Raw genomic sequence first — 16617 nt, 5'->3', positions numbered from 1 at the left:
GGTTCAGATCCGCATCGCACTCATGAACCGCTTCACATCACTCGGAACGCCCGAGACCGTCCGCATGCGCTGAAGATAACCGGGAAAGGGGTATCTGCGCCCCCAAGCCGAATAGCGCAACAAAGCCTAGGTGATGGCAAGGTTTGCCTTTGCCGTTTCCAGATGCTGTGAATCCCGGGACAGCTCTTCAAGGACGGCGACACCCTGGGCGGCATCCCCGGAAATCACCATCGACAGGGCGTTATTGCTGAGCAGGGCAAAATTCGTCGGGTAGATCTTCAACGCCTGCTGATAGCCCTGCTGCGCCTCTGCATGGCGTGAAAGATAGTCCAGCGAGACGGCCCTTCCGGTCAGCGCCTGAAGGCTGCGCCGGTCGTGTTTCAAAGCGGTGTCATACTGAACCAAGGCCTCGCTGGCCTGGCCCTGATACAGGGCGAGACGACCCATCTCTGCATAAATCTCTGCATTGCGCGGGCGCTTTGCAGAGGCCGTGTTCAGCGCATTTGCGGCACGGTTGAACTGGCCCAGCTCTGTATAGGTTCTGCCCAGCCCAATCAGGGCGTTGACGGATTGCGGATCGCGTTCGGCGGCGCGTTCAAAGAGGCGAGCCGCCTCTTCATATTCGCCAACCGATCTGGCGGCCTCGGCAATCTGCTCGGTCTCAGATCGGCTTCTGATGGCTTCATCGCCGGATAGCGCGCAGCCTGATCCTGTTGCCAGCAGCAAAAGCAGTAAAGATCGGAATAAATTCAGGGCAGACATGAATTTCCTCTCTGGCGAAATTACCTGAAATCAAAAGCCTATGCGCAGCATTGATGGCGAATCGGATAATATCGGCTGAAACTTTCTATAAGGTTTAAGCGCCACGGGACTGCAGATTGGCGGCGCGGCAAAGCCGCAGATCTGCCAGCAAACAGCCGCCGACCTTGACCGCGACCGGCCCTTGGGCTAGCCCGCCTGAGACCCTTTCAAACGGAGCGCCCCGATGGCCAACCCCTCCCTGCTGATCCTTGCCGGTGACGGCATCGGCCCCGAAGTCATGGCCGAGGTGAAAAAAGTCATCGCCTGGTTAGGAACCGCGCGTAACATTCATTTCGATGTGTCGGAAGACCTGGTTGGCGGCAGCGCTTATGATGCGCATGGCACCCCCCTGACCGATGCCACCATGGCAAAGGCGCAAGAGGTTGATGCCGTGCTGCTGGGTGCAGTTGGCGGCCCGAAATACGACAAGCTTGATTTCAGTGTAAAGCCAGAGCGTGGCCTTTTGCGTCTGCGCAAAGAGATGGATCTCTTCTCGAACCTGCGCCCGGCACAATGCTTTGACGCGCTGGCCGATTTCTCGTCGCTGAAGCGGGACGTGGTCGCCGGTCTTGATATCATGATCGTGCGCGAACTGACCTCGGGCGTGTATTTCGGCGAGCCGCGCGGCATCTTCAAAGAAGGCAATGAGCGCGTCGGCATCAACACCCAGCGTTACACGGAATCTGAGATCGCCCGCGTGGCCGCCTCGGCGTTCGAGCTGGCGCGCCGCCGCAACAACCGGGTCTGCTCGATGGAGAAGGCCAATGTGATGGAATCCGGCATCCTGTGGCGCGATGTCGTGCAAGAGGTGCATGACCGCGATTACCCCGATGTCGAGCTGTCGCATATGTATGCCGATAACGGCGCGATGCAGCTGGTGCGCAATCCCAAGCAATTCGACGTTATCGTGACCGACAACCTGTTCGGTGACCTTCTGTCGGATGCGGCGGCGATGCTGACCGGCTCGCTGGGCATGCTGCCCTCGGCCAGCCTTGGCGCACCGATGAAAAATGGCCGCCCGAAAGCGATGTATGAGCCCGTGCACGGCTCGGCCCCCGATATTGCGGGCCAGGGCAAGGCGAACCCGATTGCCTGCATCCTCAGCTTTGCGATGGCGCTGCGCTACAGCTTTGATCTGGGCGCAGAGGCGACTCTGGTCGAGCAGGCGGTTGAAAAAGTGCTGGCCGATGGGCTGCGCACCGGCGATCTGCTGGGGCCAGAGGGCGGCACCGCCATTGGCACCGCTGCCATGGGCGACGCGATTGTTGCCGCGCTGGCGGCTGCAGGCTGATCCTGCTTTCAGGCTCTGTTAGCGCAGGGCCTGATTTTTCACAGGAATGGATCAGTCCGCGACGGCTGGGCTGATCGCAGAGTGGGCGGCCTCTGGCCGTGGCTCAAACTGTGCCAGCAGCTGATGGCGGTCGCCGGGATAGCTTTGCCGCACCAGCGTGACCCATTGGCCGGCAATCTCGGTGCGCCGCGTCAGCTCCAGACAGGCCTCACCGGGCGAAAGCGCCAGGTCGCGGGCCACCTGTTCGCCCGCATTCACCGCCCGGATTCGGTTCTCGGCCGAGGTCCAGGGGATTTCCTGTCTTAACCAATGGCCGGGCGCTTCACGGGTGAAGTCCTGGTCGGGGGCGGTGGGCGCGGCGGCGGGATTGATGATCCGCTCTTCCAGGCAAAAGGGCTGATCGCCCGCAAAATGCAGCCCGCGCAGCGCCAGAACCTTGCCCGGAGCGGTGATCCGGGCCTCGCGGATCTCATGATCGGCGGGGGCGCGCAGGCCGCGCGACAAAAGCTGAAAGCGCCAGGGCAGGCCCAGGGCGCGCACCTCGGCCTCGACATCGGTCAGCTCCATCACCGCCGATTGCGCCCTGGGCTGCGCGACAAAGGTGCCCAGCTTGCGACGGCGGATCAGATAGCCCTCGCGTGTCAGCTGGGTCAGCACCTTGTTCATCGTCATCCGCGAGACGCCATGCGCCTGGGCCAGATCGGTTTCAAAGGGCAGCTGAAAGCCGGGCGGCCATTCCTGGCTGACGATAAAACCGTGGAATTTGCGCAAAAGCTGATCATGCAGGCTGCGCGTTTTCGCTGAGGTCGTCAGGGGCGTGTCGGGTTGGGGCATGGCTCTTTCTAGGCCGGGCTGCGTTCCGCGTCTATGGGCAGAGGGGATGCCTATGGCGCGTCTGTATCGATCAGCGCCCAATGATCCGGGTTAAGGCCCGCAAAGGCTGCGGCAAAGCGGGCCTCGGTCGCAGGTGCGCCCGGGGCGCGGCGGATCAGGATACGGATATCGCGGGTGCTAAAGCGGCGGGCGGCCTCGCCATAGATCTCGGGATCCTGTTCGCCGCTGTCGCCGATCAGCAGGAACTGCCGCTTTGGGAAATCTGCAAGCAACTGGTCCAGCATGGCTGTCTTATGCCTGACGCTGGCCCCTTTGCCGGGGATCAGATTGCTCCAGCTGGTGCTTTCGCGCAGATGCATGCTGCCTGCCGGAAAGCCTGCCTCGTCAATGAACTGCTGCAAGGCGGGCAACAGCTGGATCGGGCTTGAGGACAGGTAGTGAAAGCTGGTGCCCTTTTCCAGGGCCAGATCCTGATAGCGCCTTGCCATGCCGGGCACGGCGGCGAAGGGCTTGATCAGACTGTCGCGCATCAGGGTGCGGGTATTGGCGACATTGCTGATCTTGATCGTGTCATCAATGTCTGAGACCACACTGAGCCCGGTTTCAGGGATGAAATGGGCGATGCCGGAAAAGCCTTCGTCGGCCTTGCCGGGGGCTTTGACCGAAAAGCCGATGCTCTTCGGCGGGTCTTTGCGGTTGGTGGCCAGCCGGATCTGTGCCATGTGATCGACCCTGCCTGCGCGATTGGTGGCGGGCAGGGTCAGCGTCTCGCCCGTCTGGGTGACAACCTCCAGCACCTTGCCGCGCTCTGAATCGGTCAGGAAGTAGCGGCTGCGCTGCGCGAAAATCTCACGCGAGTTTGGCGCGGCCTTTTTGAAATCAACGCCCAGAAGATTAAGGAAAACTGTGCGGGCGCCCGGGCGGCGCTCAAATTCAAAGACCCAGGCCGAGATGCGGATCCCGACCTCTTCGCCGTTCAGCGCCATTGCATAGCCGGGCTGGAAGAGCACCGTCTCATCCGATTTCAGCCCGGCGGCAAAAAGACGAAAGGGGATCAGTGCCATCAAAGATCCCCCCAGCAGCGCGCGGCGCGAAATTTTCTCAATTTTCATAACCACCGCCTGCACCATTACAAGGCTGCAGATTGGCCGGGGCCTGGCGGCGCGTCAATCCATTGCCCGGATCGCCATGCCCGGATCTGCAGGCAGCCAGATGTGAAAGCTGGTGCCCTGGCCCGGCTGGCTGCTGGCGCTGAGGCTGCCGCCCTGGCGCGTGACCAGCGACAGGCAGATCGGCAGGCCCAGCCCGGTGCCGCCATCGCGGCCGCGGGTGGTGAAAAACGGCTCGAACATGCGTGACAGCGTGGCCTCATCCATGCCTTTGCCGCTGTCTGTCAGCACCAGGGAAATCCCCTGGCCCAGCGGGTTGGTGTCATCATCCGTCAGGGTCAGCGTGATCTGCCCCCCCTCTGGCATCGCCTGGACAGCATTTGCGATCAGGTTGATCAGCACCTGCTGCAGCTCATGCGGGTTCATGCGGATGCGGCGGGTGGCGCTGAGATCCTCTTGCAGCTGCACCTGGCCCCTGGCCAGCATATGGCGCACCAGCGGGCGAAGACCCTCAATCGCCGCTTTCGGATCGGCGCTTTCGCTGCCGGTAAATTCCTCGGGCCGGGCGAATTGCAAAAGCTGGGTCACCAGCCCGTTGATGCGGCGGATCTGGCCGTCGATCAGCGAAAGCTCGGTCTCGGCCTCTGGCTCGCGCTCGGCCAGCACCATGCGGACCACTTCCAGATTGCCTGAAATCACCGCCAGCGGATTGTTGATCTCATGGGCGACGCCTGCGGTGACCTCGCCGATGGTGGCCAGCTTTTCCGCCAGGATCAGCTGGCGGCTGGTAACCTCCAGCGCCTGATTGGCGCGGGTCAGATCGGCGGTGCGGGCCTCGACGCGGGCGTTCAGATCCTGATTCAGGCTGCGCAGTTCGCGCTCGCGGCTTTCCAGCAGCGCCAGCAGATGGTCAAGGTGGTCAGCCACGCTGGTGATCTCTGCTGCGCCCTGCAAGGCGCCGCTGCGGGCCGACATATCCCCGGCCCCAACCTGCGCGATCGTGTCGCTGATTGCGGCCACGGGGCGAAAGATCCCCCGCGCCCAGGACAGGGCCAGCGGCACGAAAAGCCCGCCAACCAGCAGGAAAGCCGCGCCGATCATCAGAAATGTCACCCTGCGGGCCTGGGTATAGGGCTCTTTCGGGATGCCAGCATATAGCATGCCGACCCGCGCCCCATCTACATCAAGCAGCGGCTCATAGGCCGAGATGAACCAGCCATTCACCACGAAAGCGGTGTCATGCCAGGAATTTCCGCCCTCCAGCACCCGGGCTGCGACCTCGGCCGAGACACGGGTGCCGAGGGCCCGCTCATCCCCGCTGGGGCGCAGCGTGGTTGCGATCCGCGTATCGCCCAGGAAAAGCGTGATGACGCCCAGATCCGCGCCCGCCGTCAGCCCATTCGGCTGCCCATTCTGCTGTCCGGCCTCAGCTGGACTGGTCAGTGCGGGGTTGGTGGCCGGATAGACCAGCTCGCTGATGCGGTCGATAAAGCCGTCATTTCGGTTCAGCATGATGCCACCGATCAGCATCCCCGGCGTGCCATCTGCAAGCGTAACCGGAACCGAGGCCAGCACCACAAGGCCGCGATCCTCGACCCGCTCTGGCCTTGGCTGGCTGCCCTCGGTGGCGATCAGCGGCAAAAGCGCCCGCCGCGCCAGCTGAGGCGAGATCCGGGCCAGCGTCTGGGGGGGCAGCACCGCAAGGCCGCTTTTGCCAGAGGCCAGCACATCATGCAGCGGTTCATGCGCCGATGTCGGGGGCGAGGCCGCCAGAACCTGCGCCTGGCCGCCCGTCAGAATAAGAAAGTCCAGCCTGGCGGCGCGGCGTGCCTCTCGCATCAGGGCCGAGGGTGCAGGCCTGACACCATCAGCAGCACTCTGCCCGATCCCGGCATCCCGAAACGCGACGGATCGCCCGAAAGCCGCGACTTCCTGGCGGGTATTGGCGATCAGATGGTCCAGATATTGCCGCCCGACGGTCAGATCGCTGGCGACCCGGGCCGCAAGGATCTGATCTGTCCGCATCAGCCAGCGCTGGATGGTGATGCCCAGAAGGATCGGCGTCAGCACCAGCATCGGCAGAAGGGTGATGATCAGAAGCCGCCCGCGCAGGCTAAGCCCTCTGCGCGGCCCCTGCCCCGGATCAGGCCTCTGGCCCGGTTCAGTCATCACGGCTTTGGATCAGATCAGGGGCAAAATGGCCCAGGATCAGCGCCCGCTCGATCAGATTGCGCAGCTCGCGCACATTGCCGGGCCAGGGCTGCGCCATCAGACCTGCCGCGATTTCCGGGGTGATCTCTACCGGAGGCATGCCAAGGCGGCCCGAAAGCGCCTCCATGAAATGGCGTGCAAGTTCAATGACATCCTCGCCCCGCGCGGACAGCGGCGGCATCGGCAGGTGCAGGATATTGATGCGGTGCCAGAGATCCTCGCGCAGCCGGCCCTCGGCGACCAGGGCCGCCGGATCGGCATTCGTCGCGCAGATCAGCCGCAGATCGACGGGCAGCTCGCGCTCGGCCCCGACCGGGCGGATGCGGCGATCTTCCAGCACCCTGAGCAGCCGGGTCTGGATCGCATGTGGCAGCTCTGAAATCTCATCAAGGAACAGCGTGCCGCCCTGGGCATGCAGGAACAGGCCCCGACGCTCGCCGCTGACATCGCCGAACAGCTCTGCCTCGACCATGTCTTCCGAGAGGGTGGCGCTGTTCACCGGCACGAAGGGGTTGTCGCGGCGGTCTGACATCGCATGGATCAGCCGCGCCGCCACCTCTTTGCCGCTGCCCGAGGGCCCGGTCAGCAAAACCGAGGATGGCAGCGGCGCGACCCGGGCAATCGTCTCACGGATCGCGGTGATCGCGGGCGAGTGGCCGGTCAGCCCCACCGGGCCGGGCGTCATCTCGGACCCGCGCCGCAGCTCATGGCGCAGCAGCTGGTTCTCGCTTTGCAGCCGGGTCTGTTCGGCCAGCCGCGCCACCGCGTTAAGCAGCTGGTTCGAGCGGAAGGGCTTCAGGATCAGATCGACCACGCCCGCCTGCATCGCCTCGATCGCCACTTCAAGATCGGCAAAGGCGGAAATCAGGATCACCGGCGGCACGATGCCCTTTTCGCGCTGCGCGACCAGCCAGTCCAGCCCGCGCTCATTGCCCAGCAGATTGTCGAGCACGATCACATCGAAAGGCTCGACCGCCAGCCATTCGCCCGCCTCCTGGATGCTGGCGGCCAGTTCGATCCGACGGCATTGCGGGCCCAAAATCCGCGCCATGAAATTGCGCATCCCCGGCTCGTCATCGACCACCAGCACCGAGACACGCGCCAGCCGGGCCGCGAAGGCCTGCGAACTGCCGGCGCGAAGGGCCGCGCCCGGGGCGGGGCGCTGAGATCCGGAGAGATGAGGGGCAGACAAGGGTATCTCCTGGTGCCAGGTCAGTTTGTCGGGAATGGTGGGCGCGGAACAAAGCGCGCGGGCCTTTGTCGCATTGGCGGGGCCGGGGAACAAGCAGCACGAGGGGCCGCGGTTTTCAGGCTGCGGCCCCTCGTGCTGCTTGTTCCCCGGCCAGGGTGGCAAGGCAATCATCGAAGGCGCGAACCATCGGCGATTGCGGCTCGCGCCGCAAAACCATGCCGCCGATCTGCGGGGCGGGGGGCGCGTCGCTTAGCGGGATCAGGCAGATATCGTCATCCGCATGCAGCAAGGGGGTCAGCGTATCGGGCACCAGGCTGCACCAGCCGCCGTGACGCAAATGGCCAAGCACCGCATCCAGCCCCGCGCATAAAATCGCAGGCCGCCCCGTGACCGCCACAGGCAGCGGCAGATCGCCGATCAGGCAAAGCGGCTGTGTCGCCGCGTCGCCCAGGCTGATCGCGCCGCCCTGGGCAAAGGGATGATCCGCCCGGCAGGCGAATTTCAGCGTCACATTCCACAGTGGCTGCTGGCGCAGGGGATCGCTTTTCGCCCGCTTTGCAGGCAGCCAGCCAAGGCCGCCATCCAGCGTGAAATCGGCCAGCGCGGTTTCAATCTGCGCCAGCGGCATGGTTTCAATCCGCAGCCGGGACAGTGGGTTTTTTGCCTCAAATTGTTCGCAAAACAGCGGCAGCAGCGGGATCGCAGCAGGGGAAACGCCCAGCCGCAGCTCGCCCGTCAGGCCGCCCTTGCGCCGCCCGCTGAGGTCTGATCGCAGGTTGCCGTAATCCGACAGGATCTGCCGCCCCCAAAGCAGCACCTTCTCGCCCTCGGCCGTCAGGCCCAGGAAGCGCTGGCCGCGCAGGATCAGGGGCGTGCCAAGATCATCCTCCAGCTTGCGGATCGCCAGCGAAAGCGCAGGCTGGCTGACGCCGCACAGCTCGGCCGCGCGGCCAAAATGCGCCTCTTCGGCGAGGGTGACAAAGAAGTCGAGATGGCGGATCAGCATGGGGAGAACCCTGAAAAGCGCCGCCGAAAACATAAGGGCGACAAGGCGTGAGAAGATCGTTGTGTTTTACAATACATAACGCTAGGGATTGAGTCGATCCCGAAGCGAAGGCCCGCTTTGGGTCTTGTTTTCGTCATGGGCGCTGGCCTGGTCGGCTCTGTCATCGCAAACACAGTTTTGTGATAATTTATGCTTATCGCATCATAAATTATACAGATGAAAAAATAAAGTCATTATCCCTCAGTTGCTTGGTAAAACCATGTAAATAGGTCAGAATTTTTCTGCCCGCTTATGCTGCAGCTGGGTGCCGCACTGCAAAAATGCACAGCATCTTCTGTCTTGCCCGCGACCATAACGCGCAGGTAGTGCGGGGGCATTCGGTGTGCCGTTGCACACAATTCATCACAACCAGGGCAGGAGCGGTTGCCATGTATGGTGCCAAAACCAACCTCGGACGTCGCGGTTTTCTGAAGATCCTCGGCGCCGGCGCAGCCGCATTGTCGGCCCAGGCGATAGGGCTTTCCACCGCAGAAGCACAGGTCTCGGCGGCGGTCCGCCCGTTCAAACTGCTGCGGGCCAAAGAGACGCGCAACAACTGCACCTATTGCTCGGTCGGCTGCGGCATCCTGATGTATTCGCTGGGTGACGGCGCGAAGAATGCCAAGCCGCGCATCTTCCATATCGAGGGCGATCCCGATCACCCCGTCAGCCGTGGTTCGCTCTGCCCGAAAGGCGCAGGGCTTTTGGATATGATCCATTCCAAAGGCCGCCTGCTGCACCCGGAATACCGGGCGCCGGGCTCAAAGGAATGGGTGAAGATCTCCTGGGAAGATGCGACGAAGCGCATCGCGCGGCTGTTGAAAGACGACCGCGATGCGAATTTCATCTCGCATAACGAACAGGGGCAGCTGGTCAATCGCTGGCTGTCCTCGGGGATGCTGGCCTCTTCGGCGGCCTCGAATGAGACGGGCGTGCTGGATTACAAATTCAGCCGGGCGCTGGGCATGCTGGGGATCGACTGCCAGGCGCGGCTTTGCCATGCGCCGACGGTTTCGGCGCTGGCGCCGAGTTTCGGGCGTGGCGCGATGACCAACCATTGGGTCGATATCAAGAACGCCAATGTGGTGATCGTGATGGGCGGCAACCCCGCCGAGGCGCATCCGGTTGGGTTCAAATGGGTGATCGAGGCCAAGATCAAGAACAAGGCCAAGGTGATCGTGGTCGATCCGCGGTTCAACCGGACGGCGAGCGTGGCAGATATCTTCTCGCCGATCCGCGCGGGCTCGGATGCGGCCTTCCTGATGGGGATGGTGCGCTATCTGCTGGAGACGGGTCAGATCCAGCACGAATATGTCCGCGACTATACCAATGCGGCGCTGATTGTGCGTGACGATTTCACCTTTGATGAGGGTGTGTTCTCGGGCTTCAACGCCGAGACGAACAGCTACGACAAATCCTCCTGGACCTATGCGCGTGGCGCAGACGGGCTGGCGCTGCGCGATGAGACGATGACGCATCCGCGTTCGGTCCTGCAGCTGCTGAAGAAGCACGTGGATCGCTATACGCCTGAGATGGTTGAGGAAATCACCGGCGTTAAGAAAGCCGATTTCCTGAAGATCGCCGAGGTGATCGGATCGTGCTCGGCCAAAAACAAGACGCTGACCTGGCTTTACGCGCTGGGCTGGACGCACCACACCGGCGGTGCGCAGATCATCCGCGGCGCTGCGATGATCCAGTTGCTGCTGGGCAATATCGGCATGGCCGGGGGCGGCGTGAATGCGCTGCGCGGTCACTCGAACATCCAGGGCTATACCGATCTGGGCCTGCTGTCGCTGCGGGTGCCGGGCTATATGAACCTGCCCTCAGACAAGCAGACCAGCCTCGCGCAATATCTGGAAGAGACCACGCCGAAGGATGTCACCCCGGGCCAGGTCAATTACTGGAAAAATACGCCGAAATTCTTCATTTCCTACCTGAAGAACCAATACGGCAAACACGCGACGAAAGAGAACGATTTCGCCTTTGATCTTCTGCCGAAATGGGACCGCAGCTATGACATGCTGGCCTATTTCGACATGATGTATAACGGCCAGGTCAACGGCTATATCGCCCAAGGGTTCAACCCGCTGGCCGCGATGCCGGATAAGAACAAGACCTCTAAGGCATTGTCGAACCTGAAGTTCCTGGTGATCATCGACCCGCTGGTGACCGAGACCTCGAATTTCTGGCGCAACGAAGGCCGCTTTAACGACGTGCCGACCGAAGAGATCATGACCGAGGTTTTCCGTCTGCCCTCGAACTGTTTCGCGGAAGAGGACGGCGCGATCGTGAACTCGGGCCGCTGGCTGCAATGGCACTATGCCGGGCAAGAGCCCCCGGGCCAGGCGCGCCATGACCCGGCGATCCTGGGCGGCATCATGATGGAGCTGCGGCGCCTTTATGAGGTCGAGGGCGGCGCCTGCCCCGAGCAGGTTCTGCATATGACCTGGGATCACGACACCTATCATGACCCCTATTTCCCGCATCCCGAGGAGATGGCGAAAGAGGCCAATGGCTATGCGCTGGAAGACGTGTTCGATGAGAACGGCGTCCAGATCCTGCGCAAGGGCCAGCTTCTCGACAGCTTCGCGCAGCTGCGCGATGACGGCACGACGCAAAGCTTCTGCTGGGTCTTTGCCGGGTCCTGGACCGAAAAAGGCAACCAGATGGCCAATCGGGACAATACCGATAGCGGGCTGGGGAATACCCCCGGCTGGGCATGGGCCTGGCCTGCGAACCGCCGCATCCTTTATAACCGCGCCAGCATGGACAAGGACGGGAACTCCTGGGATCCCAATCGCCAGATCCTGCATTGGAACGGTGAAAAATGGGTCGGCGCGGATGTTCCCGACTTCCCGGCGACGATCCCGCCCGGCGGCCCTGCCGCGCCTTTCATCATGCTGCCCGAAGGGGTTGGCAGGCTGTTCTCGGCGCAGGGCATGAATGACGGCCCCTTCCCCGAGCATTATGAGCCCGTGGAAAGCCCGATCGCCAAGAACCCGCTGCATGAGAATGTCACGCATAACCCGACCGCGCGGATCTTCCAGAACGACCGCGAGCGGATGGGCAACCGCACAGATTATCCATATGTCGCAACGACTTACTCGGTAACGGAACTCTTCCGCCACTGGACCAAACACAGCCATCTGAACGCCATGCTCCAGCCAGAGCAATTCATCGAAATGGGTGAAAAGCTGGCCGCCGAGAAGGGCATCAAACACGGCGACACCGTCAAGGTAACCACCAAGCGCGGCTATATCACCGCGAAAGCCGTGGTCACCAAGCGGATGCGCACGCTGAACGTCGCAGGCCAGGAAGTCGAGCAGATCGGCATCCCCTGTCACTGGGGCTTTGAGGGCGCAACCCGCAAGGGCTATCTCGCCAATACGCTGGCGCCGGGCGTGGGCGACGCCAACTCGCAAACGCCTGAATTCAAAGCCTTCCTCGTCAATGTCGAGAAGGCCGAGGGAGAACTGGCATGAACTCGCAAAACATCGTCCGCCGTTCAGCCACGTCAGAGCTGACACCCGCGCCCGATATCCGCAACCACCAGATGGAAGTGGCCAAGCTGATCGACGTGTCGATCTGCATCGGCTGCAAGGCCTGTCAGGTGGCGTGTAACGAGTGGAACGATCTGCGCGGCCCGGTGGAAAACAACGTCGGCGTCTATGACAACCCCGCCGACCTGCATCCCGAAACCTGGACGCTGATGCGCTTCACCGAGCATGTCGATGAAAACGACAAGTTCGAATGGCTGATCCGCAAGGACGGCTGCATGCATTGCGAGGATCCGGGCTGTCTGAAAGCCTGCCCGATCCCCGGCGCGATTGTGCAATATGCAAATGGCGTGGTCGATTTCCAGTCTGACCTCTGTGTCGGCTGCGGCTATTGCGTGGCGGGCTGTCCGTTCAACGTGCCGCGGATCTCAAAACAGGATCACAAGGCCTATAAATGCACGCTCTGCTCGGATCGTCTGGCGGTGGGCCAGGCCCCGGCCTGTGCGAAAACCTGCCCGACCGGCGCGATTGCCTTCGGCTCGAAAGAAGAGATGAAAGATCTGGCCGCGACCCGCGTGGCCGAGCTGAACGAGCGCGGCTATGAAAACGCCGGTCTCTATGACCCCGCAGGCGTTGGTGGCACGCATGTGATGTATGTGCTGCAACATGCCGACGACCCCGAGCGTTACGCAGGCCTGCCCAAAGATCCGAAAATCTCGCCCATCGTTGAGGGCTGGAAGGATCTGCTGAAACCTGCGGCAGCTGTGGCCGGGGCGGTCGCCGTCGGCGCGATGGCGGCGCATTTCATCGGCGTTGGCCCCAATACCACCGACGATGATGATCACCCCGAGGGATCGGACGGCAAGCTGCCCGAAGAGCCCCCGACGAATGTGACGCCGATCTCGAAACACGCGGCAGAGTAAGGGGGACATCATGGGCAAACCCAAAAAAGACCAGATCCTGCGCACGAAATTCCTGGAGCGGCTTTGCCACTGGAGCATCGTGGTCTGCTTCTTCTTCGCGGCGACCTCGGGGATCTCCTGGTTCTTCCCGACCTTCTCCTGGATGTCCTCATTCCTTGGCACGCCGCAAATGGCGCGGGTGCTGCATCCCTTCTTCGGGATCGCGGTATTCCTGGGCCTTTGCTATATGTTCAAACGCTTTATGCATCACAATCTGCCGGCGCGGACCGATAAGATCTGGTTCCAGAATGTGGTCCCGGTGCTGGCGGGCGATCACTCGCGCAAGCTCAGGATCGGCAAGTATAACGCCGGGCAGAAAGTGCTGTTCTGGCTGATCATGGCCTCGATCGTGGTGCTGCTGATTTCCGGCCTGATCATGTGGCGGGCCTATTTCGCGGAATATTTCCCGATCTGGGTGCTGCGCCTGGCGATCCTGGCGCATTCGGTGGCCGGGATCGGGCTGATCCTGCTGATCATGGGGCATATCTATCTGGCGATCTGGGTCAGGGGCTCGATCACCGGCATGGTTACGGGCTATGTCTCAAAACGCTGGGCGGCGCAGCACCATGACCGCTGGGCCGAAGAGATCGAATCCGGGAAGGCCGACCATTGAGCATCCACCCCATCCCCGAGGCGCGCCATTTCGACCCGATCCTGCGTGAGGATCTGGCCGGGCTTTACGCTGCCCGTGCCGCGCGCCTGCGGGCTCTGGCCGAGGATCACGACCTCTCGGCCTATCTGATGTTTTGCGCCGACATCACCGAGGCGCAGAAGGCGGCGCTGTCAGACGGGGCCCCTGCCCTTGCGGACCCGAAAGAGATCGCCGCCAGCGGTGCCTGGCTGCCGGGGCTGGATCGCATGATCGCAAGGCTGCAATCGCTGGCCCAGGCCGAGGTGGCCCATGCGCTGCAGCGGCTTGCCGATCTGCCTGCGGATGCCCGGATCGAGGCCGGGGTGGCGCTGGCGGAAGAGCGGTTCGGAGACGTTGACCCCGCGCTGGCGCCTTTCCTTTGGGCGGGGCTGTCGCTTGCGGTGGCCCAGGGGGCGCGTGCCGCCGATCTGCCGCCGAAGGGCGATGAGGAAACCACATATTGCCCGATCTGCGGCTGCCATCCGGTCGCCAGCCACATCCACACCAGCGAGCGCCAGGGCCTGCGTTACCTGCATTGCGCCATGTGCGAATGCGAATGGCATATGGTGCGGGCGAAATGCTCTTGCTGCGGCGATGCGGGGCAGCTGGATTACCTCAGCTTTGACACGCCAGAGGCTGCGATCCGCGCCGAGGCCTGCAATGCCTGCGGCGGCTATCTGAAGGTCATCAGCGCCGAGCGTGACCCCGATATAGAGACCGTTGCCGACGATCTGGCGACGCTGATCCTTGATGATGCGGCCGCGTCAGAGGGTTTCGGCCGCACCGGATTCAACCCCTTCGCGCTGCCCGGATAGGGCTCAGAAGCGCATAGGTGGAAGGCCAGTACCAGCCCATTGCGAGGGTCGTAATGTTCCGATAGGTTTACGGGATTAGGCGAATTCAAAGGTCATCCATGATTAACCTGGTGCCGCAACCGCGCGTTAATTTATCCAGACTGCGCGACATCGGTTGGAGCCTCTGGGACCCGATTGGCCTTCTGGGGGCAAGTGGTTGTTTTCCAGGAAAATGGAGCGATGAGGCAAACCAGAAGTTTGCAGATGAGTATGACGGCTATTTGATCTTCGTCGCCTCTCAGCTAAGACAGGGGGAGCCACCTGGTCAGGCAGTAAATTATCTTGTCCAGGTCGAAACCGATTACATCGGACTTCGAGAAAGTCCTACGACACGAAAACGGGCAGAGGCAGTCGTCGCAGCTATTCTCGCAGATGATAATATCTGGACCTGGCCTGACGAGCAGGGACGGTTCACCCAGAACGACTAACGGCTTCGTCCGCTTAGGCCCCGCTTATTCCCACCCCATCTGCGCCAGATAGGCCTCGATCAGCGGCACGTCTGAGGGGTTGTTCAGCTCCCAGAATTTCGCACCGGGGGCGGTGACCTCGACCACATCGACCGGATGGCCGTTTTCAAGGAAACGCAGCTGCTCCAGCCCTTCAAGGGTTTCCAGCGGGCCCGGCTGCCAGGTGCCATAGGCCGTCAGCGCGGCGGGGCGATAGGCGTAAAGGCCGACATGGTGAAAGACCGGAACCTCACCCGCGACCACGCCCTTGCCGTTGGTGAAGGGGATCACCTCTTTTGAGAAGTAAAGCGCCTGGCCCAGGGTGTTTTTCACCACCGTCGTCGCGCCCACCCGGCCTGCGGCACGGTCGGCGATGAAATTGCGCACCGCCTCTTCGTCGCAGCGCAGGATCGGGGTGGCGATGCCTGCACCAGGCGTCGCCCGCATATGCGCGATCAGCGCGGTCACGAAATGGGGCGGCGTCAGCGGTGCATCGCCTTGCAGATTGACCACGATCCCGGGGTTCAGCCCGGCGTTCTTCACCGCCTCGGCCACGCGCTCGGTGCCGTTGCGGGCGTTCTCGGATGTCATGATCACATCGGCCCCGATGCGGCAGGCCTCTGCGGCGATACGGTCATCATCGGTGGCCACGTAAAGCCCGATACCGCCGCCCGCCTCTTCCACCGCGCGCCGCCCGGCAATCACCGAGCGTTCCAGCAGAGAGCGGCTGATGCCCCCCGCGCCCTTCAGCATCGCCAGCGGTTTCGCGGGATAACGGGTCGAGGCGTAACGCGCCGGGATGATGATGACCGTGTCCATTCAGAGCCCCTTCGCCAGCGCGTCAAAGGCCCGGAGCGTGCCGATCAGGTCCTGCAGCTGATCCACCGGCACCATATTCGGCCCGTCTGAGGGCGCATTGTCAGGGTCCTGATGCGTCTCGATAAACAGGCCAGAGACGCCCACCGCACAGGCCGCCCGCGCCAGAACCGGCACATATTCGCGCTGCCCGCCAGAGCTGCTGCCCTGCCCGCCCGGCTGCTGCACCGAATGCGTCGCGTCGAAAATCACCGGATAGCCGGTTTCAGCCATGCGCGGCAGGCCCCGGAAATCGGTGACCAGCGTGTTATAGCCAAATGAGGTGCCACGCTCGCAAAGCATGATCTTCTCATTGCCGGTCGAGGCGACCTTGGCCGCCACATTGTCCATATCCCAGGGCGCAAGGAACTGGCCCTTCTTGATATTGATCACCCGGCCCGTCTCACCCGCCGCCAGCAAAAGATCGGTCTGGCGCGACAGGAAGGCCGGGATCTGCAGCACATCACAAACCGCAGCGGCCGGGGCGCAATGGCCCGGCTCATGCACATCGGTCAGCACCGGAACGCCGAACTCGTCACGGATCTGGCCGAGGATTTCCAGCCCCCGCTCCATCCCCAGGCCGCGCTTGCCGCCCAGGGACGAGCGGTTCGCCTTGTCATAGCTGGCCTTGAAGATGAATTTCGTGCCCGTGGGCTGGCAGGCCTCAAGGATCTTTTCCGCCATCATGCGGGCATGATCATGGCTTTCCAGCTGGCAGGGGCCCAGGATCAGCGCAATCGGGTTCTGCCCGCCGATGGCGATATCGCCGATGGTGACAATTTTCTGGCTCATCTCGTGGTTCTCCGACGGGGGTATCCCGCATTGTCTATGGCATGAAACCGCACTCCGCCGCCAGATAAGCACAGCGCCGCGCCGCGCAAGAGTGCAT

Annotated in this window: 14 protein-coding genes; 6 read left to right on the top strand and 8 right to left on the bottom strand. The window is 62.6% G+C overall.

The window, feature by feature from the left end; genetic code table 11:
* Positions 1-126: 126 nt before the first annotated feature.
* Positions 127-762, bottom strand: coding sequence for a tetratricopeptide repeat protein (locus HOY34_RS17605; RefSeq protein WP_172365267.1), 636 nt, complete (start codon positions 760-762; stop codon positions 127-129).
* A gap of 223 nt (positions 763-985) precedes the next feature.
* Between HOY34_RS17605 and leuB the strand changes: the two genes are divergently transcribed.
* Positions 986-2092: a 3-isopropylmalate dehydrogenase gene (gene leuB, locus HOY34_RS17600; RefSeq protein WP_172365265.1), complete on the top strand. Its 1107-nt coding sequence runs from the start codon at positions 986-988 to the stop codon at positions 2090-2092.
* Between the two features lie 51 nt (positions 2093-2143).
* Here the strand turns inward: leuB and hutC are convergent, their stop codons facing one another.
* The 5 genes from hutC to HOY34_RS17575 all read right to left on the bottom strand — a co-directional run bounded on the left by hutC (position 2144) and on the right by HOY34_RS17575 (position 8444).
* The gene (gene hutC, locus HOY34_RS17595; RefSeq protein WP_172365263.1) at positions 2144-2926 is read right to left on the bottom strand and encodes a histidine utilization transcriptional repressor HutC; all 783 of its coding nucleotides are present in this window, start codon (positions 2924-2926) and stop codon (positions 2144-2146) included.
* Positions 2927-2976: 50 nt separating this feature from the next.
* The gene (locus tag HOY34_RS17590; RefSeq protein ID WP_172365261.1) at positions 2977-4038 is read right to left on the bottom strand and encodes a phosphatidate phosphatase App1 family protein; all 1062 of its coding nucleotides are present in this window, start codon (positions 4036-4038) and stop codon (positions 2977-2979) included.
* 54 nt (positions 4039-4092) lie between these two features.
* A complete protein-coding gene (locus HOY34_RS17585) occupies positions 4093-6204 on the bottom strand; it encodes a sensor histidine kinase (protein ID WP_253944528.1) in 2112 nt (703 codons plus the stop codon).
* Positions 6197-7438 carry a sigma-54-dependent transcriptional regulator gene (locus tag HOY34_RS17580; RefSeq protein WP_253944527.1) on the bottom strand — a complete coding sequence of 414 codons (1242 nt, stop codon included), beginning with the start codon at positions 7436-7438 and terminating at the stop codon, positions 6197-6199. The genes HOY34_RS17585 and HOY34_RS17580 overlap by 8 nt, the downstream gene beginning before the upstream one ends.
* A gap of 115 nt (positions 7439-7553) precedes the next feature.
* A complete protein-coding gene (locus HOY34_RS17575; RefSeq protein ID WP_172365255.1) occupies positions 7554-8444 on the bottom strand; it encodes a LysR family transcriptional regulator in 891 nt (296 codons plus the stop codon).
* A gap of 428 nt (positions 8445-8872) precedes the next feature.
* On the opposite strand from HOY34_RS17575, the gene fdnG reads away from it, so the two are divergent.
* The 5 genes from fdnG (at position 8873) to HOY34_RS17550 (ending at position 14855) form a co-directional block, all read left to right on the top strand.
* Positions 8873-11965, top strand: a complete 3093-nt coding sequence (gene fdnG / locus HOY34_RS17570) for a formate dehydrogenase-N subunit alpha (RefSeq protein WP_172365253.1) — start codon at positions 8873-8875, stop codon at positions 11963-11965.
* Positions 11962-12903, top strand: coding sequence for a formate dehydrogenase subunit beta (gene fdxH, locus HOY34_RS17565; RefSeq protein WP_172365251.1), 942 nt, complete (start codon positions 11962-11964; stop codon positions 12901-12903). Before fdnG ends, fdxH begins: the two co-directional genes overlap by 4 nt.
* A gap of 10 nt (positions 12904-12913) precedes the next feature.
* Complete coding sequence (locus tag HOY34_RS17560) at positions 12914-13555, top strand: formate dehydrogenase subunit gamma (RefSeq protein ID WP_172365249.1); 642 nt, start codon at positions 12914-12916, stop codon at positions 13553-13555.
* Complete coding sequence (fdhE, locus tag HOY34_RS17555) at positions 13552-14388, top strand: formate dehydrogenase accessory protein FdhE (RefSeq protein WP_216654821.1); 837 nt, start codon at positions 13552-13554, stop codon at positions 14386-14388. Before HOY34_RS17560 ends, fdhE begins: the two co-directional genes overlap by 4 nt.
* 98 nt (positions 14389-14486) lie before the next feature.
* Positions 14487-14855, top strand: a complete 369-nt coding sequence (locus tag HOY34_RS17550) for a hypothetical protein (protein WP_172365247.1) — start codon at positions 14487-14489, stop codon at positions 14853-14855.
* 24 nt (positions 14856-14879) lie between these two features.
* Here HOY34_RS17550 and HOY34_RS17545 read toward each other — a convergent pair whose 3' ends face one another.
* Both HOY34_RS17545 and kdsA read right to left on the bottom strand, forming a co-directional pair.
* The gene (locus HOY34_RS17545; RefSeq protein WP_172365245.1) at positions 14880-15692 is read right to left on the bottom strand and encodes a 3-deoxy-manno-octulosonate cytidylyltransferase; all 813 of its coding nucleotides are present in this window, start codon (positions 15690-15692) and stop codon (positions 14880-14882) included.
* The gene (gene kdsA, locus HOY34_RS17540) at positions 15693-16520 is read right to left on the bottom strand and encodes a 3-deoxy-8-phosphooctulonate synthase (RefSeq protein ID WP_172365243.1); all 828 of its coding nucleotides are present in this window, start codon (positions 16518-16520) and stop codon (positions 15693-15695) included. It lies immediately after the preceding gene.
* Positions 16521-16617 lie beyond the last annotated feature (97 nt).

The sequence above is a fragment of the Pseudogemmobacter hezensis genome (assembly GCF_013155295.1).
GTDB lineage: Bacteria > Pseudomonadota > Alphaproteobacteria > Rhodobacterales > Rhodobacteraceae > Pseudogemmobacter > Pseudogemmobacter hezensis.
This window is presented reverse-complemented; position numbering and strand designations above follow the sequence as displayed.

Excerpts from the sequence above, each read along its gene's own strand:
- HOY34_RS17605 (WP_172365267.1), bottom strand. The coding sequence starts at position 762 with ATGTCTGCCCTGAATTTATTCCGATCTTTACTGCTTTTGCTGCTGGCA.
- leuB (WP_172365265.1), top strand. The coding sequence starts at position 986 with ATGGCCAACCCCTCCCTGCTGATCCTTGCCGGTGACGGCATCGGCCCC.
- hutC (WP_172365263.1), bottom strand. The coding sequence starts at position 2,926 with ATGCCCCAACCCGACACGCCCCTGACGACCTCAGCGAAAACGCGCAGC.
- HOY34_RS17590 (WP_172365261.1), bottom strand. The coding sequence starts at position 4,038 with ATGAAAATTGAGAAAATTTCGCGCCGCGCGCTGCTGGGGGGATCTTTG.
- HOY34_RS17585 (WP_253944528.1), bottom strand. The coding sequence starts at position 6,204 with ATGACTGAACCGGGCCAGAGGCCTGATCCGGGGCAGGGGCCGCGCAGA.
- HOY34_RS17575 (WP_172365255.1), bottom strand. The coding sequence starts at position 8,444 with ATGCTGATCCGCCATCTCGACTTCTTTGTCACCCTCGCCGAAGAGGCG.
- fdnG (WP_172365253.1), top strand. The coding sequence starts at position 8,873 with ATGTATGGTGCCAAAACCAACCTCGGACGTCGCGGTTTTCTGAAGATC.
- fdxH (WP_172365251.1), top strand. The coding sequence starts at position 11,962 with ATGAACTCGCAAAACATCGTCCGCCGTTCAGCCACGTCAGAGCTGACA.
- HOY34_RS17560 (WP_172365249.1), top strand. The coding sequence starts at position 12,914 with ATGGGCAAACCCAAAAAAGACCAGATCCTGCGCACGAAATTCCTGGAG.
- HOY34_RS17550 (WP_172365247.1), top strand. The coding sequence starts at position 14,487 with ATGATTAACCTGGTGCCGCAACCGCGCGTTAATTTATCCAGACTGCGC.
- HOY34_RS17545 (WP_172365245.1), bottom strand. The coding sequence starts at position 15,692 with ATGGACACGGTCATCATCATCCCGGCGCGTTACGCCTCGACCCGTTAT.
- kdsA (WP_172365243.1), bottom strand. The coding sequence starts at position 16,520 with ATGAGCCAGAAAATTGTCACCATCGGCGATATCGCCATCGGCGGGCAG.